Consider the following 26,206-nt stretch of genomic DNA (forward strand, 5'->3'; position numbering starts at 1 on the left):
ATAAAGATAAATTATACAAAAAAATTTATAAAAGTAAGGTTTTATAAACTTTTTTGTAATATATCATCTAGTTTTAAAAAAGGTTTATAAAAATGAGTATGAAAGAAAATGTTGATTTCGTAAAAGAAGAATTAAACAGCGAAGAGAAATTCCTAGAAGGTACTGTAAAAGTTGAAAGATTTTTCAAAAAATTCAAAGCATTAATTATAGGGCTTGTTACAATTTTAATCATTGCAGTTGTAGCAATAAGTGTAAAAAATTATAATGATGAACAAAATTCAATCGCTGCAAATATAGCTTTTGATAAAGTGATTGCAGATCCAAGTGATAAAGAAGCTCTTAATACTTTAAAAGAATCGAATAAAAAACTTTATGAAGTAGCTTTATATTTACAAGCTAAAAAAGAAGGTAAATATCCTGATACTGATATTACTTACTTAAAAGAATTAACTCAATATCAAAAAGCACTATCAAGTAGTGATGTTAGTTCATTAAATACTTTATCTATGCAAAATGATTTTTTATTAAAAGAGTTTGCAATATTTAATAAAGCACTAATTTTAGTTAATGAAGGAAAATATCAAGAAGCAAAAGTTGCGCTTAAATTAATTCAGAATTCATCAAAAGCTTCTGAGTTAGCAAGCTTATTACAACACTATTTATTAACAAAATAAGGAACCATTATGAAGCATCTTTTTATTTTAGTAGCAGCATTATTTTTATTAACAGCTTGTGGAAGTAAGAAATATTTTGAACCTGAAGATGTAAAAAGTTCTTTAACAGTAGAAGAATCATCTCTTCAAGCACCAATTATTTCTATGAATAGAGAGGGTGCTACTTTAGAAGATGGTACTATCATTACAAGAGATGGTGTTTCTAAATTTAAATTACCTGAAAAATTTCAATTTTTAAATGTTAGTAATACAGGAAAAGTATTATCTACAAACTACAAAGATAAACTACTAATTGGAAATGAAGAATTAGATGTTGAAAGTATTGTAGTTGCTGCATCACTTAAAGATAATAAACTAGCACTAGTTTATGCAAATAATTCAATTGAGTTATTTGATTTAGATACTAAAAAAACATTGTTTAAAGAGTATTTACCAATTTCTTTAGCAAATGATACAAGAATTGCAAACCCACACTTTATGGGTAACTTAGTATTATTTCCAACTTTAAATGGAAAAGTAGTAATTATTTCATCTAAAACAAATGAATCTGTAAAAAATATTTCAGTTGATTTAGATAGTCAATTTAACAATATTATTTTCTTACAAGTAATTCAAGATGAGCAAACTTTAATTGCTGCAACTGCGAATAAAGTTGTAACAATTTCTACAAAAAATATCTTGTCTAAAGATTATGAATTAAGAGATATTATTGTTAATGGGAAAAATATTTATTTAGCTACGATTGATGGTAGATTAATCAAGTTAGACTTAGCATTAAAAGAAGTTGCTAGCAAAAAATATAAATATTCGAAGATTCATGCACTTGCATTTACTGATTCTTTGTATGCAATTGAATCACAAAGCTTTATAATAAATGTTAGTAATGATTTTACAAAAGATAGAGTATATGATTTTAATTTTGATAATGAAGAAAGATTGATTGTTATTGGAAATAAAATTTATACAGATTCTAGAGAAATTACACTTCCATAAAACTATTAGGATTTCCTAATAGTTTTACTTCATTTGCTCATTTTCATAAACAGTTCTACACTCAGTACAAAACTTTGCAAAAGGTTTAGCTTTTAATCTTCCAATAGGAATAGTTACAGAACACATCGCACAAGTTCCATAAGAGCCATCATCAATTTTTTTAATTGCTTCTTCAATTTGTTTTAACTCATCTAATTGATGATTAGCAATCATTCCTTCTGTAAAAGAGTCACTTACTAATTCAGCATAGTCCAAATCATCCTTTATTTCTTGATCTTTTAATTGATCAATATTTGCTCTACTACCGTTTATATTATTTAAGATAGTTTCTTTTCTTAAAATTAATGTATCTTTTAATTCATTAATTTGCTGTCTATTTGGCATTAATGTTCTCCTTAGTATTATTATAATTATATACTTTTTAATATATATATAATATAAGAGGCCTTATAATAACTAAAAATAGGCACATACAAAGAAAAAGGATGAGTTCATGAATATAGAAAAAATCAAAGAAAAGATATTAGCATTTTCAAATGACAGACAATGGGAAGAGTTTCACAATCCAAAAAATCTATCTATGGCTTTAAGTGTTGAAGCATCAGAGTTACTTGAAATATTTCAATGGCTAAGTTTTGAGCAAGCCTCAAATCTAACAGATAAAAAACATGAACATGCAAAACAAGAAATAGCAGATATTGCTATTTATTTAATAAGAATTTGTATGAAACTAGATATAAATTTAGAAGATGCAATAAATGAAAAAATGCTTTTAAATGAAAAGAAATATCCGCTAATAGACGAGAATGGAAATAAAATTGAGTATGGTAAAAAAGAGTAAAGCTAAATAAAAATATTTAACACTTATTTAATTAATTAAAGCTAAAATAGCATTTATTGTTAAGAGGAGTTTTATATCACTACTTTATCTAAAAGTTTTACTTTTATTATTACTATATTATTATCTATTTTTATTTTTTTTATATTCATAGACTCAAAAACAAGTAATGATAATATAATCTTTAGTAAGACTATTTCTTCAATAACTTTGCTTCCAGGAATTTCTTATTCAAACTCAATTTATGAGCCAAGAATAAAAACTTATAAAGATTATTCACACACTTTTTATCCTGAACAAAAGAAAATTAATTATTCGGATTTTATATATGAAAACTAGTACTTTTTTTAACTTTTTATTTTTATTAATTTATAAACATAAATCAAAACATATTGCAATTTCTTTAATCTCAATTCTTATTGTATTTTTAATTTCATCAGTACTTTTTATCTCTTCATCTATTCAAAAAGAGGTATTTTCAACGCTAGATTCACAAAGTGATTTTGTAGTTCAAAGAATGAATCAAGGAAGAGTAATTAATATTCCAAACTCTTGGATTGATGATTTTTCTTCTATAAATGGAATTAAAAATATACAACAAAGAGTTTATGGTCAATACTATTTTGAACCTTCACAAAAATACTTTACAATTGTTGGTATTGATTTATTTGAAGAGTCAGCTAATAAAAACATCAAAAAACTTCTTTCAATACTTGATGTATCAAAATTTCTAGATAAAGATTCTATGATTATAGGAAATGGCGTTAGAAAAACTTTAGATGAACTTTATTATTCAGATAGCTATTCTTTTAAACTTTATGATAGATCTATAAAAAAAGTAGCTATTTTTAAAGACTTACCAAAAGAGGCAAACTTAATAGCAAATGATTTAATTATTATGGATATTTCACTTGCAAAAGAGATACTAAATATAAATGAAGATGAATCAAGTGATATTATATTAAATGTTCCAAATGATTTAGAAAGACCAAATGTGGAAGTTGAGTTGATTTTACAGCATTTAGATATTAGAGTTATTCAAAAAGAAGATATCAAAAAAGCTTATGAGAACTTATATAACTATAAAGGTGGAATGTTTTTAATACTTTTTATAATCGTAATGATTACTTTTGTATTAATTTTATATCAAAGATATACAATGATAAGTTCATCTGATAAAAAAGAAATAGGTATTTTAAAAGCAGTTGGTTGGAGTATAAAAGATATTATAAAATTAAAAATATCTGAGACTTTTATTGTTGCTTTTATTTCTTTTATTATTGGAATTATTTTAGCTTATATTTTTGTTTATTTTTTAAATGCACCAATATTAAGTAATATATTTTTAGGATTCCAGAACATACAAAATGAGGTAAGCTTTACTCCTAATATTTCTATTTCAAATATTATTACACTATTTATATTTTTTATAATTCCTTTTATATCTGCTGTTTTAATTCCTGTTTGGAAAATTGCAGTTATAGATGCACAAGAGAGTATGAAATGATACAAGTAAATAAACTAAATAAGATATTTAATGAAAATACAAAAAAGCAGTTTCATGCATTAAAAGATATTAATCTTCAAATTCAAACATCTTCTTGTGTTATTTTAAAAGGAGTTAGTGGAAGTGGAAAATCAACTCTACTTTCAATTTTAGGAACACTTTCTAAGCCTTCAAGTGGTGATATTATTGTAAATGATGATAGTATTGCAAAACTACCTGATTTACACGCATCTTCTTATAGAGCAACAAATTTAGGTTTTATTTTTCAATCATATAATCTTTTTAATGAACTTGATGTAATACAAAATGTTTCAATACCTTTAATTCCTTTAGGCTTTACGCAAAAACAAATCAATGAAAAAGTAAGTATTGCATTAAATCTTGCAAATATTGAACATAAGAAAAATGAAACCGTTTCAAACCTTTCAGGAGGAGAGAAACAAAGAGTTGCAATTGCAAGAGCTTTGGTAAATAATCCTGATATTATACTTTGTGATGAACCAACTGCAAACTTAGACAAAGACAATTCTTTAAAGTTTATAGAAGCAATGAGAAAACTAAAAACTTTAGATAAAACAATTATTATTGCAACTCATGATCCAATTTTTGAAAATCTTGATTTTGTTGATGAAGTAATAAATATAAAAGATGGAGAAATAGTTTGAATAATGTACTTTTATCAAATGAAATTATCGTATTTTTATTCACGCAAGTAATACTTTTTATTTTACTTGCTATTTCTTTTTTTTACGCTTTATTTATTATAAAAAAGTGGGATTATTCAAAAACTACACAAACACAATATAAGCTAGAAAAACGTTCGTATTTAGTGATTTTAATCATTACTTTTACAATGTTTATTAAAATATTTTTAATGCCCTATTTTGCTTATAGTATTGATCTTTTATCCCATATAGTTCCTGGAGCTATGTGTGCTGCTGGAGTTATTGATGCAAATGAATATGGTCAGCCTTTATTTATTTTTAAAGTCTTTTTATTGTTTTTTATAGGTATTTGGATGATTTTAAATAGCTTAGATTTAAAAGAAAAAACCTATCCTTATACAAAGAAAAAATTTTGGTTTTTTATTTTTATTTTTGCACTTGTAATTATTGAGCTAGGCCTTGATATTTTGTATTTAACAAACATATCTACAAAAGAGCCTGTTTTATGTTGTTCTGTGATTTTTGGAGCAAGTTCAACGGGTGGTCAAATTCCATTTAATTTAAGTACACCAATGCTTTTAGTGATTTTTTACTTGCTTTATTTTTTAAGTGTTTTTGTTAATCTTCAAAAAAATATCTATTTAAATATAATTATAAATATACTATTTTTATATATTTCTTATTATGCAGTTACTTACTTTTTTGGAACATATATTTATCAGCTTCCAACACATCAATGTCCATTTTGTATGCTTCAAAGAGAGTATTCTTATATTGGCTATTTTATATGGGGAACACTGTTTTTAGGAACATTTTTTGCATTTGCTTTTTCTAGCTTAAAACTAATAGTAAATAGATCGCTTGATTATACTTTAAAATATTCACTTATTTTTAATGCTTTATTCGTATTTATTTGTACTTTTTATGTTCTAAAATACTATTTAGTAAATGGAGTTTTTTTATAAAATATAAACTTTATAATTCAAACTCTAATCAACAACTTTTGTAAACTCTTCATATAACTTATCATCAAGTGGATTTTCAAGTTTTAAAGTAGTTGATATTGGTTTATTGCCTTCGTATTTTATAGTATTTGCTAAGCCTAAGTATATAAAGCCTTGAGTTTTTTTATCAACTTGTGCAAATTTTCGCACAAAAATATGAAGTTTTACATTTAGCTTTTTATTGTTTGTTAGTTTATTTCCATCCACACTATCTTGAGCAGTACTTGGTTTACTTTGATAGGTAAAAGTATCTTTTGATAAAAAAGCATTATCATAATATGATGATTTTGAAAACTTCTCTTTTTCTAAATTTATAAACAAAAAGAAATCGTCTTGATATTTTAAAAATCCACTTCCTCTAAACGAAGAGTGTATTTTATTAAAATTACAAAGTTGTGCAATATTTAGCATATTATATTTTGCATAAAGTTTTAAAAATGGCAAACCGTAATCTTTAGCTTCAAACTCTTTTTCATAACGCATAATTCCATAATCAATACTATCTTCAAATATTTTTTTGTATTCAGTATTTAACAACATTGCTTCAAATTCTTTTGTTTTTGTAAGCTTGTTATTCTCATAATTTACAAGTTTAATATACCTTGAAACTTGTGCTTTATCAAAGTAGTTTTGATTTAAGAAATTAAAGCTATGTGTTATGGTTTCTTTATTTATTTTATTTAGATATTTTCCAAGTATTTTAAAAGCTATTTTTTCATCTATGCTTTTGTTTGAAAGTAAATATTTTAAAATCACAAACTCGTAAACTCTTTTTATAGGAAGTAAATAATCAATAAATCTTATAGCTTTTATAAATACCTCATCTTTACATATTTGTTTTAAGTGCTCATTATCTTCAACTAAAGATAAAAACTCTATATACGATTTGCTATGGCTTATAAAAGCTAAAGGACATAGTATATTTTCATAATGTAAATAATCAAGTAAAGAAACTCTTTTATTTCCTAAAATCTCTTTAAACTTATAGTACTGTTCTTTTAGATACTTTATATGATTAAAGTTTTGATTAGTAATTTGCTCTAATATTCTTTGCTTTGAAATTTCATCCATTTTTATAAATACATTTTGCATATTGGCAAAGTTGTTTTGCACGGATATTTTGATACTTTCTTTATCAATTATTTTATTTCCAGCAAGTGCTAAAGCTATTAAATATGCTTTATTATGATTTCCAATGAAATCTAAAACAGTTAAAAATTCTTTATTTTTATACTTACGTAAACCACGACCAAGTTGTTGAATAAAAATAATAGGTGAAGAAGTTGGTCGAAGCATTAAAACAGTATTTATAGATGGAATATCAATACCTTCATTGAAAATATCAACTGTAAATATAACTTCTAAAGAGTTGCTATCATCTTCTAAGTTTTTAATAGCCTCTTCTCTTCTACTTATGCTATTATCACTTAATAAGAATGTTGAGTTTATGCCTTTTTTATTAAACTGCTCACTCATGTAAATACAGTGTTTTTTTGAAACACAAAAAGCAATAACTTTTCTTTTTGAACCACTATGAGAATAAAAGTTCATTTTTTCAACTATATAATCAACTCTTTTATTTACATTTAAAACTCTTGCCAATTCATCAACTTTTGAAATATCAATATTACTATAATCAATACTATTAATATCACTAATTCCATAATAATGAAAAGGCGTTACAAGACTATTTTCTAAAGCATCATTAAGAGTAATATCACAAGCAATATTTTCATCAAAAACTTTGTAAATAGACTCTCCATCCATTCTATTTGAAGTTGCTGTTAAACCTAGAAGGAATTTTGTTTTAAAATAGTTTATTACTTTCATATAAGAGTTTGAAACTACATGGTGTGCTTCATCAATAATTATATAATCAAAGTCATCTTTATTAAAATCTTCAAAATTTAAACTCATAGTTTGAACAGTTGTAAATAGATAGTTTTTATCTAGTTCTTTTTTGTTTCCTGTATATAAACCACAAGTAAAGTTTTTATCTATTATTTTTTCAAAGCTTTGTTTTGCTTTTATTAAAATATTTTCTCTATGAACTATAAAAAGTAGTCTTTTAGGTCTTACACTTTTTACATCAAAAGCTGCAAGATAAGTTTTTCCTGTGCCTGTTGCTGCTAAGGCTAAGGCTTTTGTTTGTTTTTTCTCTCTTAAATCTTGAAGCTTTTGCAAGGCTTGTTTTTGCATATAGTTGCTATTAAGAGTATTTGAACTATTTATATCACTTACTTTAAATACCTTTTGAAACTCTTGATTTTTCTTAAACTTTTCATACTCTAATAAAAACTCTTCACTTGCATTATATGAACTATTCCATAAAGCTTTAAACTCATTTAACACATCATTTAAAAACAAATCCTCTTTTTTAGATATTGTTTTTATATTCCATTCAATATTTGTTTTAAAAGCACTTGCTGTTATATTTGATGAACCTAGTAATATTTCATAAACCTCATCAAACTCAAAAATATAAGCTTTTGAATGAAAGCCAATATTACTCAATGAACTATCATATATTTTAAGTTCAATATTCTTAAACTCTTTTATTTTTCTCAAGGCTTCAACTTGTGTAAAATTTAAATATGTAGAAGTTAAAACTTTTCCTTTAACTCCTTTTTCTTCCAAAGTTTTTAAGCTATCTAACAACAGCTGTAAGCCTGAAAAATTGATAAATGCAACATTAAAAATAAAACTATTACAAGTTTTAAGTAAATCTTCTAAATGATTATGAAAGTTTGTAGTTTGATTGTTTGTAATTAGTGTATTCAAAAAAAGCCTTATAATTATTGTTTATTATAATTAAATGAAACGTAATCTATGCTAAAATCCTTTTATGAGCAAAGACAATACAATATACTACTTAACCTTTGAGAATATCAAAGATACAGATATTCTTTTTAATGATATTTATTCAAATGAAGATACAAACTACTACTTTTGTGATGATTTTTCAAAAGACTTTTATATTTATTTAGCACGTTGTGGTTTTATTTGTACTTCTACTATTTACCAAGACAAGCTTTATTTATTACCTGAAATGCAATTTGAATATGCCCTTTTAGATTTTGAGAATCTTCATATTAGTAAAAAAGTAAAAAAACTAATAAAACAAGATGATTATGAATTTACATCAAATACAAGATTTGAAGAAGTAATTAAAAAAATAGATGAATACCACGAACCAAATTGGTTAATAGGTGAATATAAAAGTTTACTTATAGAACTTTTTAAAACTTGTGATAACAATGATTTTAAACTCATGTCTTATGAAATAATAGATAAGAATACAAAGCAGTTAATAGCTGCAGAAATTGGCTATAAAATCTATGATACTTATACTTCCCTGACAGGTTTTAGTTCAAAAGATAAAAAATATAACAACTATGGAAAACTACAATTAGTACTCCTAGCACAAGAGTTAGAAAAAGAAGGCTTTTCATTTTGGAATTTAGGCCATCCATATATGCAATATAAGTTTGATTTAGGAGCTGTTAAATATTCAAGAAGTGATTTTTTAAAAAGATGGTTACCTAAGGTTTTTATTTAAGTAAACTATATTAATTAACATTTTACTAATACAAAAAAACAAATAACTTTATTATAATACAATATTAAAATTAAGGATAATAAATGAAAATAGGTATTTCTTCTTGCCTTTTAGGTACACAATGTAGATACGATGGTGGACATTCAAAAGATGGGTTTATAGTAAAACAGCTTAGTAAGTATTTTGATTTTGTTCCATATTGTCCTGAAAAAATGATTTTCCCAACTCCTAGAGAAGCCATTAGATTAACTAGAAAAGATGGCATAATAAAAGTTAAAACATCAACAACAAATTTAGATGTTACAAAAGAAGTTCATGATATTTCTAAGCAAATAGCAGATGAAATTCAAGAAGAAGAATTATGTGGTTTTATCTTTAAATCAAAATCTCCAACATGTGGAATGGAGAGAGTTAAACTATATCCTGAAAATAAATCAGGTCAAAGTGAGAATGTTGGTGTTGGAATATTTGCAGGAAAAGTAAAAGAGAAATATCCACTTTTACCAGCTGAAGAAGAAGGACGATTAAATGATGCTTGGCTTAGAGAAAATTTTCTTATGCAAATATTTGCATACAAGCATATTTTTGAATTTTTAAATTCAAATCCAAGTATAAATGATTTAGTACAGTTTCACACTTCTTATAAGTATTTAATTTATGCAAAATCACATGAAGCATATAAAGAGCTTGGGAAAATTGTAGCAAATCATGATAAAAGAGATATAAAAGTTGTTTTAGAAGAGTACAAACATTCATTTTTAAAAGCAATTTATGAAAAAGGTACTATTTCAAATACTTATAATGTAGTTTTACACATTTATGGATACTTTAAAAAACTTATTTCACAAGAAGAAAAAGAAGAATTATTAGAAGCATTTGAAGAGTTTAAAAATGAAATTATTCCTTTTATTGCAGTTATAAAATTATTAAACCTTTACACAAAAAGATTTAATATAGAGTATCTTAAAACACAAAAGTTCTTAAATCCATACCCAAAGGAATTAGCACTTAGATCAACAATATTGGCGTATAAATGAGTCAAGTATTATGGTTTAGAAGAGACCTTAGAATAGAAGATAATGCAATACTTTCTAACGCAAAAGGGAAAGTATTACCTATTTTTATTTTTGATAAGAATATTTTAAAATCACTTTCAAAAGATGATATGAGAGTTAGTTTTATATATAAGTCTGTTTTAGGCTTAAAAGAAAAACTTAAAAACATTGGTCTAGATTTAGCAATATTTTTTGATGAACCTGTAAATGTATTCAAAAAACTTGTTGAAAATGGCTTTGATGAAGTTTTATGCTCCGTTGATTTTGACTCTTATGCAAAAACAAGAGATGAAAAAATAGAAGAAATAATTCCAATGAGAAGGTTTCTTGATTCGTTTATTTTAAACCCAAATGACCACTTGAAAAAAGATGGAACACCATATAAAGTATTCACACCTTTTTACAACTCTTTAAAACTTATTACTTCTTCAAACAATATTGAAGAGCTAAAAAGAAATGAAACTCTTCAAAAATCTATTTTTGATTATGATTTTATTCCAAGTTTAAAACAAATGAACTTTGAAGAACAAGAATTACCAGATTTTTTAAAGCTTGATGCTTATGAATTATTAAAGCAATTTAAAGAAAAAATAAATGATTATAAAGTTCAAAGAGATTATATTTACGTAAATGCAACATCAAATATATCTGTTCATTTAAGATTTGGTTTAATATCTCCTAAGCAAGTATTTAATTATTTTAAATCTTTTAACGATGAAAATAGTGAATTCTTTATACGAGAGATTTTTTGGAGAGAATTTTATAATTATATACTAGTTCATTATCCATATTCAGAACACTCAAACTTTAATAATATCGAGCTTTCATGGAATGAAAATGAAGATGATTTTAATAAATGGTGCGAAGGTAAAACAGGAATTCCAATAATTGATGCAGCAATGATTCATTTAAATAAAACAGGAACTATGCATAATCGTTTAAGAATGATTGTTGCATCGTTTTTAACAAAAAACCTTTTTATTGATTGGAAAAAGGGTGAAAAATACTTTGCATCAAAACTTTTAGATTATGAAGCTTCTTCAAATATTGGAGGTTGGCAATGGGGTGCTAGTACAGGCGCTGATGCTAGTCCATATTTTAGAATATTTAATCCGTATTTACAATCAAAAAAATTTGATAAAGATGCTATTTTTATCAAAAGCGTACTTCCACAATTAAAAGATTTAGACGCTAAACTTTTTCATATAGAAAATGGTGCATCATCAAATTTATTTGTAGATTATCCAAAAAGTATGGTTGATATTTCATTGTCAAGAAAACAAGCTATTGAAAAATTTAAAAGAGCGAAAAATGAGCACTGATATTAAAGATATTGCAGTTGTAGGTTCTGGTATTGGAGGAGCTTTAATTTCTGCACTTAATAAAGATAAGGATTTAATACTTTTTGAAAAAGATATAAACCTTGGAGGTTGTGCAAGTACATTTAAAAAGAAAGGAAACTATTTTAATGCAGGAGCTACAACATTTGTAGGTTATGAAGATAATCATCCAATAAAAAACATCTTTGATAAAGCTTCTTTCGTACCAGATATCAAAAAAAGTGAAATTGCAATTAGAATTATTCAAAATGGAAAAACACTTGACAGAGTAAAAGACTTTGAAGAGTTCTTAGAAAATTTAAATGAAATTTATCCACATAAAAACAATAGAATATTTTGGACAAAAATAAGAGACCTAGATGCTAGATTTTGGCAATTTAAAGATTTATATTTTGCAAAACATTCTTTATCTTCATATATTAAAACAATTAGCTCAAACTTAAAACTTTTTTCAATTTTTGGTTTTGATATATTAAAAAGTGCTGATTCCTTTATAGATGAAACTTTAAATGATATTACAAAAGAGTATAAAGATTTTATTAATTCACAGCTTTTAATAACACTTCAAACAACTTCAAATGAAGTGTCATTGATATCTTTGGCACTTGGATTATCTTATCCTTTTCATGATGTTTTTTATGCAAATGGTGGAATGGGAGCAATTTTTGATGGCTTATTAAAAGATATAGATGTTCACTCAAAAGAAAAGATTTTAAATATCAAAAAAGAGAAAGATTTTTTTAGAATTATTTCAAATAAAAATGAATACAAATCAAAAAAAGTGATTTTAAATAGTACTGCATATGATAGTTCAATTCTTTTTGATGATGAACAAATTAAAAAATATTACAATAGTTTCTCATTTTCAGACCAAAGTGCTTTTGTTATTTATATGTCTTTGAAAAAAGAGAATATTAAAGAAGAACTTTTACATCATTATCAAATTATTTTAGATGAGAATATTCCAAACTCTATTTCAAACTCTTTTTTTATTTCTATTTCAAGTTTAGATGATGAAAAAATGTCAAGTGATTCATATAGTATTACAATTTCAACTCATACAAAAGCACTTTATTGGAAAAACCTTTTACAAGAAGATTATGAAAAACAAAAAACACTTACTCAAGAGTTTATTGTAAATGAGTTTTTAAAAAACTTCACATCAATAAAAAAAGAAGATATAAAAAACTGTGTTAGTGCAACGTCTAAAACCTTTAAAAGATATATAAATAGGTATAATTGCGGAGGAAAAGCAATTACAATAAAAAATATTCTGCAAACACCTTCTTGTAATACTCCTTTTGAAAATCTTCATAATGTAGGAGATACTATTTTCGCAGGTCAAGGTTGGCCAGGTATCGCTCTTGGTGTTGAGATATTAAATAAGGAACTAAATGACTAGTGTAAAACTAAAAATATCAAAACTTGATTGGTTATATATTATTATAATTGGTGCATTTTTTGGGTTTTTCATTTCACTTTTTTTATATTTAATTAACAGTAATTTAAAAGAGTTCTCAACTATTATTTACGGAACAGCTAGTGCAGTTTGTATTTCTCTTAGTGCATTTATTTTTATTACTATCTCAAATGATTTTATACTTCCAAAGCTTCAAGAAAAATTCTGGTACATGATTTCTTTTATTTTTTCTTTTCTTTCTGGATTTTTAGGTTTTACAAGTTCTTATTTTCTATTTTCTTTTTCTGATTTTGCAATAATAGATTTTATTAGACCTATTTGGCTTTATATTGCCATTATTATTGGCTTTTTTACAGTTTTAATTGGAGTTATTCTTCATCAATTTATTTCAATGAAATATAAAAATGAAGCTATTAAAAGTGAAGTTCTAGAATCAAAAATAAAAGCTTTAGAAAATGAATTAAATCCTCATTTTTTATTTAATGCACTAAATTCAATATCAGAATTAATTTATCAAGACCAAAAAAAAGCAGAAAAAGCAACACTTGATTTATCAGTTTTTTTAAGAAATGCAATTACTAAAGACACTTTAATAACTTTTGATGCTGAAATTAAAATGGTTGAAACATATTTAGAAATTGAAAATATAAGATTTGAAAATAATATAAAAATGCATCTTGATATACCTTCTGATGATTTAAATATTATGGTTCCTAAATTCTCAATTCAATTACTTGTTGAAAATGCGATAAAACACGGTTATTTACAAAAAGAGCTAAATGTTTATATAAGTTCAAAAGATAAAACTATTGAAGTTTGTAATGATGGATTAATATCAAAAAATATTAAATTTGGAACAGGATTAAGTAATTTAGCTACAAGATTAAAGCTTTTAAAAATTGGTTACTTGGATAAAGAGATACAAAATGATAAAATGGCTTTTATAATTAAACTTAAAAAATAAAAAGGTAATAAATGAAAGTACTTATTGTTGATGATGAGAAACTAGCACTTAGTAGATTAAAAAGAATATTAAATGAAGAAGGTATTTCAAATATTCATGAATGTAATAACCCAATTGATGCTATAAAAATTGCAACAAAGTCAAAGTTTGATGTTGCTTTTTTAGATATTTCAATGCCTACTATGAGTGGACTGGAACTTGCAAATACAATTTTAGAAATGAATCCTAATATTTTTATAGTTTTTCAAACAGCATTTGATGAATATGCACTTGAAGCTTATAAAACAGGGGGTTTAGATTATTTATTAAAACCTATTTCAAATGAATCAATACAAAAATCTCTTGAGAAAATCAAAAGATTTATGAATACTTCAAATAATGAAAACATATCTGCAAGTGAAGTTAGTAAAAAAATTGTAGCAAAAAGAGGTTCAAAAATTTATATGATAGATATTGATGATATTTACTATATAAAAGCAGACCTTGATGAAGTAATAATTAGAACAAAAGATACAGATGCATATGTACGAAAAAAAATGCAAGATATGCAAGAGGTACTAAAAGGAAAAAACTTTTTTAGAGTTCATCGTTCATACATTGTAAATGTAGATAAAATAAAATCTATGAAAAGTGTTGAACAATCAAAATTAGAAATATCTTTTATAAATATTGATGATATCGTAACAAGCTCAAAAGATGGAGCTAAAGATTTTAGAGAGTATATTGAAGAGAGAAGTTTATAAAATTTTCAGATAAAAAAGAGTAAGATATCCTTAATTTCAATTAATTAAGGAATCTTGTGGGTTCAATACAAAAAGAAAAGATCTTACTTAAAATAATTAAATATACTCCTACTATCTTAATACTCTTAAGCTCAATTTTCATCACAACTTATATAACATCAAAGTATGATAGAGCATCAAAAGAAGAACAAATACAAATCAAAAAAGATTTTTTAGAATCAAATAAGAATAGAATAAAAGTTGAAATAGACTCTTTAGGTAGACTAATAAATAATAAAATTATAAATGAAGATAAACAACTAAAAGATGATTTACAAGATAAAATAAATCTAGCGACTAAAATAGCTACAAATATTTATGAAAAGAATAAAAACAAGCTATCAAAAGAAGAGATAATTTATCATATAAAAAATTCTATTGAAGCTTTAAGATTCAATGATGGTCAAGGGTATTTTTCTATACATACATTAGAAGGTATAAATATTCTTCAACCTGTGCATAAAGAGTACGAAGGAACTTCTGTATTAAATAGAAAAGATTTAAGAGGGGAATACACTGTAAAAAAAGCTATAGAAATTGCTTAGACTAAAGGTGAAGGATTTATGTCTTGGTATTCTAATAAACCAGATGATAAAACTAAACAATTTGAAAAGCTTGGAATTATAAAAAAAATTGAACCATATAATCTAATTATTACAACAGCAAGATTTAAAGATGATTATAAAAAACAAATCAAAAAAGAAGTATTAACACTTTTTGAAGTTTTAAACCAGAGTGATCATGGTTTTATTTTTGTTATAAACGCGAAAGGAGATTTACTATCAACTGATACTAAATTAGCAAATATTAAAGATGCAAAGCATGATTTTTCAAAAGAATATAAAAACTTCTTAGAATCTAATAATAAATCTGTGTATATAGAATATCAATTTTCAGAACTTAATGAAGAAAAATATTTAAAAATATCATATTTAAAAAAAATACCTATATTTGATTGGGTTATTGCTACAGGATTTAATTATGATGGTATTAATTCATTAGTAAATAAAAAACAAAAAGAATTAGAAGAAGAATACAATAATGAAATATTAACAATTTTTATAATTTCTATAATTGTAACTTTGATACTTTTAATACTATCAATAATTTTATCAAAGTTTATTGAGAATATATTCTATGATTATAAACAAAAACTAATAGAACAAGAAACTTTAAAACTTGAATCAATATTAGAAGAATTGAATCTTATCTTAGATAATTTACCAATGATGATGGTCTTAAAAGACACAAAAGATAATATTTTAAGAGTAAATAAAACTTTTGCTAATACTATAGGAGTAAATGTAGAAAAGTTAAGAAACGTAGCTACAAAAGACATTTTCCCAATTGATTATAAACAATATTATAAAGATGATTTAGAAGTTATCCAAACTAAAAAAGAAAAACTTGGAATTCGAGAAAAGGTAGTAACACAAAATGAAGTAAAAAAGGTAGAAACAAATAAAGTTCCTATTTTTGATAAAGATGGCAATGTTATAAATATTATTGCTTTTGTTTTTGATATAAGTGAAACAATCGCTTTAAAAGAAGATAATAAGAAAAAAGAAGTATTACTATATCAACAAAGTAAAATGGCAACAATGGGAGAAATGATTGCAAATATTGCACATCAATGGAAACAACCATTATCGACAATTACAATGGCATCAACAGGTGCTAAACTACAACAAGAAATGGACTGCTTAGATCCTAAACAATTAACAGATGAATTAGATACAATAACTCATTCAGCACAATACATGGCTCAAACAATAGATGACTTTAGAAACTTCTTTAATCCAAACTCTAATAATTTGAAAGAATTTGACCTATCTTCTCCTTTTGAAAAAACATTAAAACTTTTAATGCCAAAATTTAAAACTCAAGATATTGAGCTTATTAAAGATATAGAAGATACACAAATTAAATCTTTAGAAAATGAAGTAATCCAAATATTAATTAATCTTCTAAATAATGCAAGAGATGAATTAATAAAATATAAACAAAGAAGATTAATATTTATAAAAGCTAAAAAAGAAAATGATAGTTTAATTCTAGAAATTAAAGATAATGCAAAGGGAATAGATAAGGAAATTAAAGACAAAATTTTTGATGCATATTTTACAACAAAAGAATCTAATGAAGGTACAGGATTAGGTCTTTATATGTGTAAAGATATCTTAGACAAACTTTTTGATGCAAATATAAAAGTAGAAAATGAAACTTATGCTTATGAAAATGAAGAATATACTGGAGCAAAGTTTACAATACAAATCAAATTGTAAGTTTATTAAACAACATAAATATACTACTAATGAGTTTTAATTATATTATAATCTAACAAATAAAAGATTTTCAAAGGAGTATTCCATGAAAACAGTAGCAATAGCAGGTTCAAGTGGATTTGTTGGTACGAATTTAAAAAGAGTATTTGAAGCAAAAGGCTTTAAAGTTCTTGGAATTAAAAGAGAAGAATTAAAAGATAATAAAAAACTCATATCTATAATTGAAGAAGCTAATATACTTATAAATCTAAGTGGTGCTAATATTATAAATAGATGGACGCAAAAATATAAAAAACTTTTAAGAAGTAGTAGGTTAGATACTACAAATGCTTTAGTAAATGCTATGAGTGAAGCAAAAAATAAACCTGAAGTTTTTATTTCTACATCAGCAGTTGGTATTTATAAAAATAAAGCATGTTATGATGAAGAAAACTATGAATATGAAGATGACTTTTTAGGAAATCTTTGTAAAGATTGGGAAGAAGCTGCTCTAAAAGCAAAAAATCTAGATGTAAGAACTGCGATTTTTAGATTTGGAATAGTTTTAGGAGATGGTGGAGCAATGGCTAAAATGCTAACACCTTTCAAACTAGGGCTTGGTGGAACGATTGGAAATGGACAGCAAGATTTCTCATTTATTCATATTGATGATTTAACAAATGCTTATGAACATGTGTATAAAAATAGTTCATGTGAAGGTATTTACAATCTTACAGCACCAAAACCAACTAATAATTATAAATTTACAAAAGCTCTTGGAAAGGTTCTAAATCGTCCAACTATTTTGCCAATACCAGAGTTTGTTTTTAATTTAATATTTAGTGAAGGTGCAAAAGTTTTAACAGATGGACAGTGTGTTACTCCAAAGAGATTATTAGATAGTGGTTTTGAATTTAAATATAAAAGTATAGATGAAGCATTAACACATCTAATCAAAAAGAGTTAAAATGAAAACATTTGAAAAAACAACTTTAATAAATTGTGAAATACAAGAACTTTTTGATTTTCATACAAATATGAAAAATCTTGAAGCAATTACACCTTTAAATATGGATTTTGAACTAATCAACAAAGATTTTGTTCCACATGAAGGTGGAGTTGTAAAGATAAGAACTGTAAAAAATTTTATTCCAACATCTTGGGAAGTAAAAATTGATAAACTACAAAGTCCAAATTTATTAGTTGATATTGCGATTAAATCGCCTTTTAAATATTGGGAACATTCTCATATTTTTACAAAAAAAGGCTCGCTTTGTGAACTTAAAGATGTAGTTAAATATAAACTTCCTTTTGGAAAATTTGGAGAACTATTTGATTTTTTTATTCAAAAAGAATTAAAAGATATGTTTGAATATAGACATTCAATTACAAAAGGTCTTTTAGAACCTAGAAAAATATAAAACAACAATTTTACTATACAAGATAACTCAAGAAACCAATAAAATACCATATAAAATAAGAATAAAGGTAATATCTTGAAAAAAGCTGTTGTATTAATGAACATGGGTGGTCCAAATAATTTAGACGAGGTTGAAGTTTTTCTAAAAAATATGTTTAATGACAAATATATTATTGGAGCGCCTCAGCCAATTCGAGCAATGATTGGTTTATTAATTACTACTCTAAGAAAAAAAGAAGCAAAAGAAAACTATGCCGAACTTGGAGGTATGTCACCAATTGTAGGACATACAAAAAGATTAGTAAGACGTTTAAATAAAACTCTTGATGCTGATGTTTTTTATAAAATGAGATATACACCTCCTTTTGCAAAAGATGTTCTAGAAGACTTAAGAGATTATGATGAGATTTATGCAATTCCTATGTATCCTCACTACTCATCAACTACTACAAAATCTTCTATTGAAGAGCTGCAAAAATGGGCTAAGAAGCTTAAAATCAAAGCTAAAATCAAAACTTTAGATTCATATTATGATAATGAAGATTATAATAAAGCAATTGTAGAAAGAATCAAAGAAAGAATGAGTGATGTTAACACAGAAGATTATGAATTAATATTCTCAGCTCACGGTCTTACACAAAGAATTATTGACAAAGGTGACCCATACCAAGATCACGTTTTAAAAAATGTAGAGTGTGCAAAAAAAGAGCTAGAAAAACAAGGTATCAAATTCAAAAATATTCAAGTAGCATATCAATCAAGACTTGGACCTGTTGAGTGGATTAAGCCTTATATGGATGTAACATTAAATGAAATGGCAGGTAAAAAAGTACTTGTTTATCCAATTTCATTTACAGTTGATAACTCTGAAACTGAGTTTGAGTTAGTTGTAGAGTATAAAGAAATAGCAGATGAAGTAGGAATTGCAGATTATAGAGTTGCAAAAGCACCAAATCATGATGAGTATTTTATGAAAACGGTTAAGCATTTATATGAAAATGAATGTAACATAGAAGTAAGTTAACAAATTAAAAGGCTTTAAATGACAAAGATTAATCTAGCTTTAGAATGGTTTTTAAATCCAGATCATTTACCTATGATTGTAGGTTTACAAAAAGGTGAATATAAAAAAGCAAATATAGACTTAAATATAATTGTTCCAAAAGAACATTATGATGGTTTTGAAGAATTAGGCAAAGGTTCAATCGATATTCATTGTAATGAGCCTATTCATCTTTTTGAACACTATTTTACTGGTATTAAATCACTTGGTTGTTTCTTTGAAACAAGAGGTGGTGTTATGATTAGAAAAACTAGTATTATGAAGCTAATCAATAATGAGAAAATAAAAATTACAACACCAGCAGCTAATGAAATAACAAATAAAATTGGCTTTGAAATACTAAAAAGATATGCAAAAAAAGAAGGTTTTGCCCTAGATAGAAAAAATGTAGAGTTTATAGAAACAGATTTCTGGCATATCCAAAATATGAAGAATAACCATAGTTTCGATGGAGCTTGGCTATGTTTTTATAATTTTGAAGGAATTGAAGCTGAACATGAAAACTTTGAAAATCTTTTTATTGATCAGAATCTTTCTCCTTATCCTAATTTTTCTGCCTTAGAATTTATTACAAGTTCTAAGATTTTAGAAGAAAAAAGTGAATTAATGGATAAAATCATTGAAGATACAATTCCTAGATTAAAGAGTGAGATTAATTCAAATAAAGATAAATGGCTTGATTTATCACATTTCTTAGAAGAGCTTAAAGTTATAAAACTAAGCAAAGAAAACTACAATAATATTTGGTAAGAAATGAATATATTTTTACTCTACCCTCACCAACTTTTTGAAAATATAGAGAAATTAAGAGGTTTCAAAATTTTACTTATTGAAGAGCCTCTTTTTTTTACACAGTACAAATTCCATATTCAAAAACTAGTAATGCATAGAGCTTCTATGAAGTTCTATCAAAACTACTTAGAGCAAAATGATATAGAAGTTCAATATTGCGGAAATGAAAACTATTTAGATGACTACACAGATGAAAACATAACAATATATGATGTAGTTGATGATTGGCTTATTAAAAAAATCTCTAAAAACTTAAAAAACTTAACAATACTAGATAATCCAAATTTTTTAAATCCAAAAGATGAAAATAGATTTTTTCATAAATACTATATAAACAGAAGAAAAGATTTAGAACTGTTTTGTCCAAATGGAAAACCAGAAGGCGGAAAGTGGAGTTTTGATGAACAAAACAGAAAAAAGATGCCAAAAGATGAGTTTTTACCATTAAAACTAGTTTTTGAAAATGAATATATAATTGAAGCAAAAAACTATTGTAAAAAATTTGATAGTTTTGGCTGCTGTGATGAGTTTTTATATCCTGTAACTTTTGATGAAGCTAAGGCAAACTTAGGATACTTTTTAGAAAATAAGTTTTCTAAATATGGAACTTATCAAGATGCCATTGTAAAAGATGGAAAGTTTTTATTTCACTCAAATATCTCATCAAGTTTAAATATTGGGCTATTAGATTTAAATCATGTTATTGAAAAAAGTAGCCAAGTTGATGTACCTTTTAATGCAAAAGAAGGTTTTATAAGACAAGTTATTGGATGGAGAGAGTTTATGCTTTCTATTTATAAATCTTCTCATATCCAATTAAGAACTACAAACTTTTTTGAATTTAAAAACAAAATGCCAAAAAAAATACTTGAAGCAAAAAGCTTAATAACTCCACTTGATGATGTGATAAAAAAGCTTGATAAAACTTCATATAATCATCATATAGAAAGACTTATGATTTTAGGAAATATATTCTTACTTTTAGAAATAGACCCAAATGATGTTTATGAATTTTTTATGAGTTCATATATAGATGCTTATGATTGGGTTATGGTTGGAAATGTATATGGTATGAGTGGCTTTAGTGATGGTGGAAGTATTACTACAAAGCCATATATTAGTTCAAGTAATTACATTGTAAAAATGTCAAATGATTATAAAAAAAGTGAAGCCTGGTGTAAGATTATGGATGGACTTTATTGGAGATTTTTAAATAAATACAAAGAGCTTTTTAAAAGTAATATTAGAATGAGAATGCAACTAGCCATTTTAGAAAAAATGCCAGAAGAAAAACTTCAAAATCATTTACAAATTGCAGAAGATTATTTAAAAGAGTTATATGATGAATAAAGAAAAATTAAATGTAGTAGTTTTTAGAAATAATCTTAGAATTGATGATAATTATGCTTTATTTAATGCTTTAAAAAATAAAGAAAAAGTATTTTGTCTTTACCCTTTAGAAATTTTAGAAGGTACAAATTTTGGTTTTAAAAGCTGTGGCAATTTTAGAAAAAAGCTAATATTTCAAGCAATAAATGAACTTAAAGAAACACTAGGGAAAAAGAACATTCCTCTTTATTGTGTAAAAGATATAAGTAATAGTTTAAAAACACTTTCTGCGAAATATTCTATTAAAATATTTTATGAAAAAGAAGTAGGTACGCAAGAATTAGAGTTCGAACAAAAACTTGAAAACTTTCATTGTGACTCTTATTTTAAGCAAACAATGCTTGAAGTTTTTGATATTGATATAAGCAAAAGTTTTAGTAACTTTAGAAATAAAGTTGAAAAAGCTTTAAAAACAAATAAAATGCAAATACTAAAACCTTTAGAGTTTGAAATAGCAAATCAAAAAGAAACACTAAGATTAAACCTTCAAGATGAAAAATTAGAAGTATTAAATGAAAACTTAATACTAAAGGGTGGAGAAAAAGCAGCAGTTAAAAGAGTAGATGAGTACTTATCAAAATATATCCATAAATACTTTGATACAAGAAGTTTAGTTGATGGTTTTGATAATTCTACAAAGTTTTCTATTTATTTAAGTATAGGATGTATTAGTGCAAGAAGAGTGTATCAAAAGTTAAAAGAGTATGAAAGTAAAAGCTATGAGTCAAAGTCCTCTTATTGGATATTTTTTGAGCTTTTATGGCGTGATTATTTTCACTTAGTAATGAAACAAAGTTCTAATAAGCTGTTTTTAAAAACTGGTCTTATGGAAAATAGAAGCTATGACTTTAGTATAAATTCGCAAAAACTACAAGAGTTTTTTGATGCAAAAACTGGTGTTGATATTATTGATGCAGGAGTAATTGAACTAAAAACTACAGGATGGGTTTCTAATAGATTAAGACAATTACTAGCTAGCTATTTTGTAAAAAATCTTGGGCTTGATTTTAGGTATGGAGCTGCTTTTTTTCAAGAATATTTATTAGATTTTTCATGTGCTTCAAACTACGGAAATTGGGCTTATCAAGCTGGAGTTGGAAATGATAAACAATACAGAGTGTTTGATCCAATGAAGCAATCACGAGCATATAAAGGAAAAGCTTATGTGCAAAAGTATTTAAATAAAGAAGAATCAATACCAAGTTTTGATTATGCTAAAATGGCATTAAAAGTTAAAGAAGAGATATTTAAAATCATAGATTAAAAAAGGATTTAATATGAAAAAAATTAGTTTAAAACATGTCTTAAAATACATTCTAGGCTTATCGTTAGTACTTTTTTTTGTTGGTTGTAGCACAAAACATGCATATTTACCAACAAACAAAAGCGTAGATTTAAATAGTTACAAAGGTACTTGGTACGAAGTTGCTAGATTTGAGCATTTTTTTGAAAAAGGTTGTAAAAACGTAACTGCAACATATAATCTAAGAAATGATGAGAAAATTGATGTAATCAATAGATGTACTAAAATTGAAGATGAAAAGAAAAAAGAAGCCAAAGGTATTGCATATGCAGTTGATAGTACAAACTCAAAATTAAAGGTAAGTTTCTTTAGACCTTTTTATGGAGATTACTGGATTATTGATGTAGATAAAAATTACGAAGTAGCACTTGTAGGAAGTCCATCACGTGAGTATTTATGGATTTTAAGTAGAGAAAAAACTATTGATGAAAAAACAAAACAAAGACTACTTTTAAAAGCAGAATCTTTTGGGTTTGATGTAGATAAATTTATTTGGACAATTCAAGAATAATACTTCATAATACAAATTTCAATGGTCTTGCTTGAAAACAAGACCATTTAGAGTTTTGTAAAAGTTCCAAAAAGTACAGAGACTGTGAAAGAACTAACCTTATATAAGTAAAAGAATCAAGACTAAGAAAGTTTTTTCAATATCCAGATGTATAAACACATTTTTTGACGAAATAAAGCTTTAAAAAAGTGTAGAACTGCAATGTACTCTACTATTTCTTGTTTTATATCCTCAATATTGCCACTTTTACTGGCTTTTACCAGCTTTTGAAACAGTGTAATACCAATTAGATTCAACAATCGTCTAAAATTATAGGTGAGCATAATTAAAGCATTCTCTCCCGCAACCTTTGTTTTGCCACGTACTAGAAAATGGCTCCATCCTAGCTTTTGTTTGATTGTACCAAATGGGTGTTCTGCCAAAGCGGCACGCTGTTTAATCATAGTTTTTGCTTTGTGTGTCTGCATCTTTGTACGGTGAGCCTCTATGAGTGATTCATGTTCCCAACGCCAAAGACGTTTTGCAGGTGTTTTAGGAGGAAGACACTGTGAACGTATTGGACAAACTGTACATACAGAGCGGGTACCGAAGTACATTAAACGCTTAATACCATTCTTTTCATAAATAGTTTTTCTCCGCTTTAACACCTTATCATTAGGACAGATATAGCAATCCTTAGCTTCATCATAAACAAATGCATCACGAGTAAATTTTCCTTTGTCTTTTTGTTGTTTTTGCTTATCTTGTATGGGTACATAAACATCTATACCTTCATCAACGCATTTCTTAATCTCTTTGGGATTGTAATAACCTGCATCGGCTGCAACTTTTATCTTCTTATTTCCTGTGGCCTCTTTAGCTTGTATTGATATTGGGTAAAGCTGATCTAGATCAACACCTTTACTGGAGATATCAGTGGCAACAATGAACTTATATTTTCCATCAACAGCAATCTGAGTATTATAGGCCATTAGATTATGTGCTGGTTTACTCATCAAAGTAGCATCGGGGTCACTTTTACAGTATTGAGTTGCATTATGTTCTTTTAATGTCCGTAAATTACTACTCAATTTTAATTTATTTTTTTTAAGTCGATTTAGATTTTGCTTCTTTACTACTGGAGTTATCTCTTTATTCTCACAAGTGTCACTATACTCTAGTGAAGAAAGATACTCTGTTATCTTTTCTTCCACTGATTCCATATCCTTACGTGTCATTTTTTCTGAGATAAGTTGATTCTTTGATGCATTAGCACGTAGAAAGGCACCATCAATAGCAACAACTTCTCCATCAATTAAATCAACAGAGCGACATAGCATTACAAAGTCACGAAATAATTGTTTTAATACTGAGGGATTATCTTTACGGAAGTTAGCAATAGTTTTGTATCCAGGAGAAAGTCCCATACAAAGCCACATCATTTCAACATTACGTTTAAGCTCACGTTCAAGCTTTCTAGAACTTCTTATACTATTTAGATATCCATAGAGGTAAATCTTTAAAAGTAGTGATGGATGATATGCTGGTTGACCTTCAGAACCACCGTTACAAGTAAATACTCCAACAGCAGCTAAATCTATACTATCGACATAGCTGTCAATAGCCCTTACTGGATTATTTTCATCAACATACTCATCCATACTAGGAGGAAATAAGAGTTGTTGATGACGGTCTAATCCTTCTTTGTAGTTCGGCATGTTAGGCCTTTTTGTTAATCTTTGATATCTATATTTTAGCTAATTTGTTGTTATCAATGGCTTTAGTTCTTTCACAGTCTCTACAGGTTGTTGAACTTATTACTATGACTCGTCTTTTCGTGTCCTATTTTCTTTTGGACAGATCAGTTTTCTCAGGAAGACACTGTGAACGTATTGGACAAACTGTACAAAAAAACAATATGTTTGAATAGTTTTTATATTAGTAATTATATATAAAAATTTTAAAAATCATTTATTGCCATAATTTTGTCATTTTTTATTTTTATACTTCTCTTATGAAAAAAAGGATGAGGTATGGAAAAGATTATATCTATAAATGAAATAGGAAAATTTTTAAAAGATGGTATGACAATTTCTATTGGTGGTTTTATGGGTTGTGGAAATGCTCATGAGATTATTGAAGAGATTTTAAAAACTAATGTTAAAGATTTAACATTAGTTGCTACAGATACTGCAAGTGATGGATACGGAATTGGAAAGCTTATTGATGAAAGAAGAATCAAAAAGCTTTATGCTTCACATATTGGAACTAACAAACAAACACAAATACAAGTTATTGAAGGTTTTATTGATATTGAACTTGTTCCTCAAGGAACCTTAGCCGAGAGAATTAGAGCTGCAGCTGCTGGACTTGGTGGAGTTCTTACTCAAACTGGACTTGGTACAGAAGTTCAAGAGGGTAAAGATGTGATTAATATAGATGAAAAAGATTATATCTTAGAGAAACCAATTCATATAGATCTTGCATTTATAAAGGCTAAAAAAGCAGATAAAGCTGGAAATTTAGTATATAACGGGGCAACTAGAAACTTCAATGTCCCTATGGCAGGTGCTGCAAAAATTTCAATTGCTGAGGTTGAAGAGATTGTTGAAAATGGTGAACTAAACCCTAATTTTATTCATACTCCATTTGTATATATAAACCATATTGTAAAGGCTTAAGAA

General features: G+C 26.1%; 24 protein-coding genes and 1 pseudogene. 22 read left to right on the plus strand and 3 right to left on the minus strand.

Going from position 1 to position 26,206, the window contains the following annotated elements; all coding sequences use genetic code 11:
* Window positions 1–92 precede the first annotated feature (92 nt).
* Both D3Z07_RS08430 and D3Z07_RS08435 read left to right on the plus strand, forming a co-directional pair.
* Window positions 93–674 carry a hypothetical protein gene (locus tag D3Z07_RS08430; RefSeq protein WP_122893609.1) on the plus strand — a complete coding sequence of 194 codons (582 nt, stop codon included), beginning with the start codon at window positions 93–95 and terminating at the stop codon, window positions 672–674.
* 9 nt (window positions 675–683) lie between these two features.
* Window positions 684–1,667, plus strand: a complete 984-nt coding sequence (locus D3Z07_RS08435; RefSeq protein WP_122893610.1) for a PQQ-binding-like beta-propeller repeat protein — start codon at window positions 684–686, stop codon at window positions 1,665–1,667.
* A gap of 24 nt (window positions 1,668–1,691) precedes the next feature.
* Here the strand turns inward: D3Z07_RS08435 and dksA are convergent, their stop codons facing one another.
* Window positions 1,692–2,051, minus strand: coding sequence for an RNA polymerase-binding protein DksA (gene dksA, locus D3Z07_RS08440; RefSeq protein ID WP_076083467.1), 360 nt, complete (start codon window positions 2,049–2,051; stop codon window positions 1,692–1,694).
* A gap of 109 nt (window positions 2,052–2,160) precedes the next feature.
* Here dksA and D3Z07_RS08445 point away from each other — a divergent pair, with 109 nt between their 5' ends.
* The 4 genes from D3Z07_RS08445 to D3Z07_RS08460 all read left to right on the plus strand — a co-directional run bounded on the left by D3Z07_RS08445 (window position 2,161) and on the right by D3Z07_RS08460 (window position 5,642).
* Entirely contained in the window at window positions 2,161–2,508 is a 348-nt protein-coding gene (locus D3Z07_RS08445; protein WP_122893611.1) for a nucleotide pyrophosphohydrolase, read from the plus strand.
* A gap of 325 nt (window positions 2,509–2,833) precedes the next feature.
* Window positions 2,834–4,012 carry an ABC transporter permease gene (locus tag D3Z07_RS08450; protein WP_122893612.1) on the plus strand — a complete coding sequence of 393 codons (1,179 nt, stop codon included), beginning with the start codon at window positions 2,834–2,836 and terminating at the stop codon, window positions 4,010–4,012.
* Window positions 4,009–4,677 carry an ABC transporter ATP-binding protein gene (locus tag D3Z07_RS08455; protein ID WP_122893613.1) on the plus strand — a complete coding sequence of 223 codons (669 nt, stop codon included), beginning with the start codon at window positions 4,009–4,011 and terminating at the stop codon, window positions 4,675–4,677. The genes D3Z07_RS08450 and D3Z07_RS08455 overlap by 4 nt, the downstream gene beginning before the upstream one ends.
* On the plus strand, window positions 4,674–5,642 hold the full coding sequence (locus tag D3Z07_RS08460) for a hypothetical protein (protein WP_122893614.1): 969 nt from the start codon (window positions 4,674–4,676) through the stop codon (window positions 5,640–5,642). The genes D3Z07_RS08455 and D3Z07_RS08460 overlap by 4 nt, the downstream gene beginning before the upstream one ends.
* A gap of 24 nt (window positions 5,643–5,666) precedes the next feature.
* Here the strand turns inward: D3Z07_RS08460 and D3Z07_RS08465 are convergent, their stop codons facing one another.
* Window positions 5,667–8,462, minus strand: a complete 2,796-nt coding sequence (locus tag D3Z07_RS08465) for a DUF3427 domain-containing protein (protein WP_122893615.1) — start codon at window positions 8,460–8,462, stop codon at window positions 5,667–5,669.
* A gap of 64 nt (window positions 8,463–8,526) precedes the next feature.
* On the opposite strand from D3Z07_RS08465, the gene D3Z07_RS08470 reads away from it, so the two are divergent.
* The 15 genes and pseudogenes from D3Z07_RS08470 (at window position 8,527) to D3Z07_RS08540 (ending at window position 23,543) form a co-directional block, all read left to right on the plus strand.
* Window positions 8,527–9,240: a GNAT family protein gene (locus tag D3Z07_RS08470; RefSeq protein WP_122893616.1), complete on the plus strand. Its 714-nt coding sequence runs from the start codon at window positions 8,527–8,529 to the stop codon at window positions 9,238–9,240.
* A gap of 83 nt (window positions 9,241–9,323) precedes the next feature.
* A complete protein-coding gene (locus D3Z07_RS08475) occupies window positions 9,324–10,277 on the plus strand; it encodes a YbgA family protein (RefSeq protein WP_122893617.1) in 954 nt (317 codons plus the stop codon).
* Window positions 10,274–11,617, plus strand: coding sequence for a cryptochrome/photolyase family protein (locus D3Z07_RS08480; protein WP_122893618.1), 1,344 nt, complete (start codon window positions 10,274–10,276; stop codon window positions 11,615–11,617). Before D3Z07_RS08475 ends, D3Z07_RS08480 begins: the two co-directional genes overlap by 4 nt.
* Window positions 11,607–13,037, plus strand: coding sequence for an NAD(P)-binding protein (locus tag D3Z07_RS08485; protein WP_122893619.1), 1,431 nt, complete (start codon window positions 11,607–11,609; stop codon window positions 13,035–13,037). The genes D3Z07_RS08480 and D3Z07_RS08485 overlap by 11 nt, the downstream gene beginning before the upstream one ends.
* Window positions 13,030–14,019, plus strand: coding sequence for a sensor histidine kinase (locus tag D3Z07_RS08490; RefSeq protein WP_122893620.1), 990 nt, complete (start codon window positions 13,030–13,032; stop codon window positions 14,017–14,019). The genes D3Z07_RS08485 and D3Z07_RS08490 overlap by 8 nt, the downstream gene beginning before the upstream one ends.
* An 11-nt stretch (window positions 14,020–14,030) precedes the next feature.
* Entirely contained in the window at window positions 14,031–14,762 is a 732-nt protein-coding gene (locus tag D3Z07_RS08495; protein WP_122893621.1) for a LytR/AlgR family response regulator transcription factor, read from the plus strand.
* 56 nt (window positions 14,763–14,818) lie between these two features.
* Window positions 14,819–16,582, plus strand: a pseudogene (locus tag D3Z07_RS14230) (cache domain-containing protein); the annotation flags it as partial.
* Window positions 16,562–17,086, plus strand: coding sequence for a sensor histidine kinase (locus D3Z07_RS14235; RefSeq protein ID WP_407641345.1), 525 nt, complete (start codon window positions 16,562–16,564; stop codon window positions 17,084–17,086). The pseudogene D3Z07_RS14230 and the gene D3Z07_RS14235, both read left to right, overlap by 21 nt.
* Window positions 17,087–17,171: 85 nt before the next feature.
* Window positions 17,172–18,032 carry a TIGR01777 family oxidoreductase gene (locus D3Z07_RS08510; RefSeq protein WP_122893624.1) on the plus strand — a complete coding sequence of 287 codons (861 nt, stop codon included), beginning with the start codon at window positions 17,172–17,174 and terminating at the stop codon, window positions 18,030–18,032.
* Between the two features lies 1 nt (window position 18,033).
* Window positions 18,034–18,486: an SRPBCC family protein gene (locus D3Z07_RS08515; RefSeq protein WP_122893625.1), complete on the plus strand. Its 453-nt coding sequence runs from the start codon at window positions 18,034–18,036 to the stop codon at window positions 18,484–18,486.
* A gap of 75 nt (window positions 18,487–18,561) precedes the next feature.
* Window positions 18,562–19,509 carry a ferrochelatase gene (gene hemH / locus D3Z07_RS08520; RefSeq protein ID WP_122893626.1) on the plus strand — a complete coding sequence of 316 codons (948 nt, stop codon included), beginning with the start codon at window positions 18,562–18,564 and terminating at the stop codon, window positions 19,507–19,509.
* Window positions 19,510–19,527: 18 nt separating this feature from the next.
* A complete protein-coding gene (locus D3Z07_RS08525) occupies window positions 19,528–20,298 on the plus strand; it encodes an ABC transporter substrate-binding protein (RefSeq protein ID WP_122893627.1) in 771 nt (256 codons plus the stop codon).
* 3 nt (window positions 20,299–20,301) lie between these two features.
* Window positions 20,302–21,690, plus strand: coding sequence for a cryptochrome/photolyase family protein (locus D3Z07_RS08530; RefSeq protein WP_122893628.1), 1,389 nt, complete (start codon window positions 20,302–20,304; stop codon window positions 21,688–21,690).
* On the plus strand, window positions 21,680–22,993 hold the full coding sequence (locus D3Z07_RS08535) for a DASH family cryptochrome (protein ID WP_122893629.1): 1,314 nt from the start codon (window positions 21,680–21,682) through the stop codon (window positions 22,991–22,993). The genes D3Z07_RS08530 and D3Z07_RS08535 overlap by 11 nt, the downstream gene beginning before the upstream one ends.
* A 13-nt stretch (window positions 22,994–23,006) precedes the next feature.
* Complete coding sequence (locus D3Z07_RS08540; protein WP_122893630.1) at window positions 23,007–23,543, plus strand: lipocalin family protein; 537 nt, start codon at window positions 23,007–23,009, stop codon at window positions 23,541–23,543.
* 122 nt (window positions 23,544–23,665) lie between these two features.
* Here D3Z07_RS08540 and D3Z07_RS08545 read toward each other — a convergent pair whose 3' ends face one another.
* Window positions 23,666–25,240: an IS1182 family transposase gene (locus D3Z07_RS08545; RefSeq protein WP_122893459.1), complete on the minus strand. Its 1,575-nt coding sequence runs from the start codon at window positions 25,238–25,240 to the stop codon at window positions 23,666–23,668.
* Window positions 25,241–25,555: 315 nt separating this feature from the next.
* On the opposite strand from D3Z07_RS08545, the gene D3Z07_RS08550 reads away from it, so the two are divergent.
* Window positions 25,556–26,203 (plus strand): CoA transferase subunit A, encoded by a 648-nt coding sequence (locus D3Z07_RS08550; protein ID WP_122893631.1) that lies wholly within the window; start codon window positions 25,556–25,558, stop codon window positions 26,201–26,203.
* Window positions 26,204–26,206: the final 3 nt, after the last annotated feature.

Source organism: Arcobacter peruensis (assembly GCF_003711085.1).
GTDB lineage: Bacteria > Campylobacterota > Campylobacteria > Campylobacterales > Arcobacteraceae > Poseidonibacter > Poseidonibacter parvus.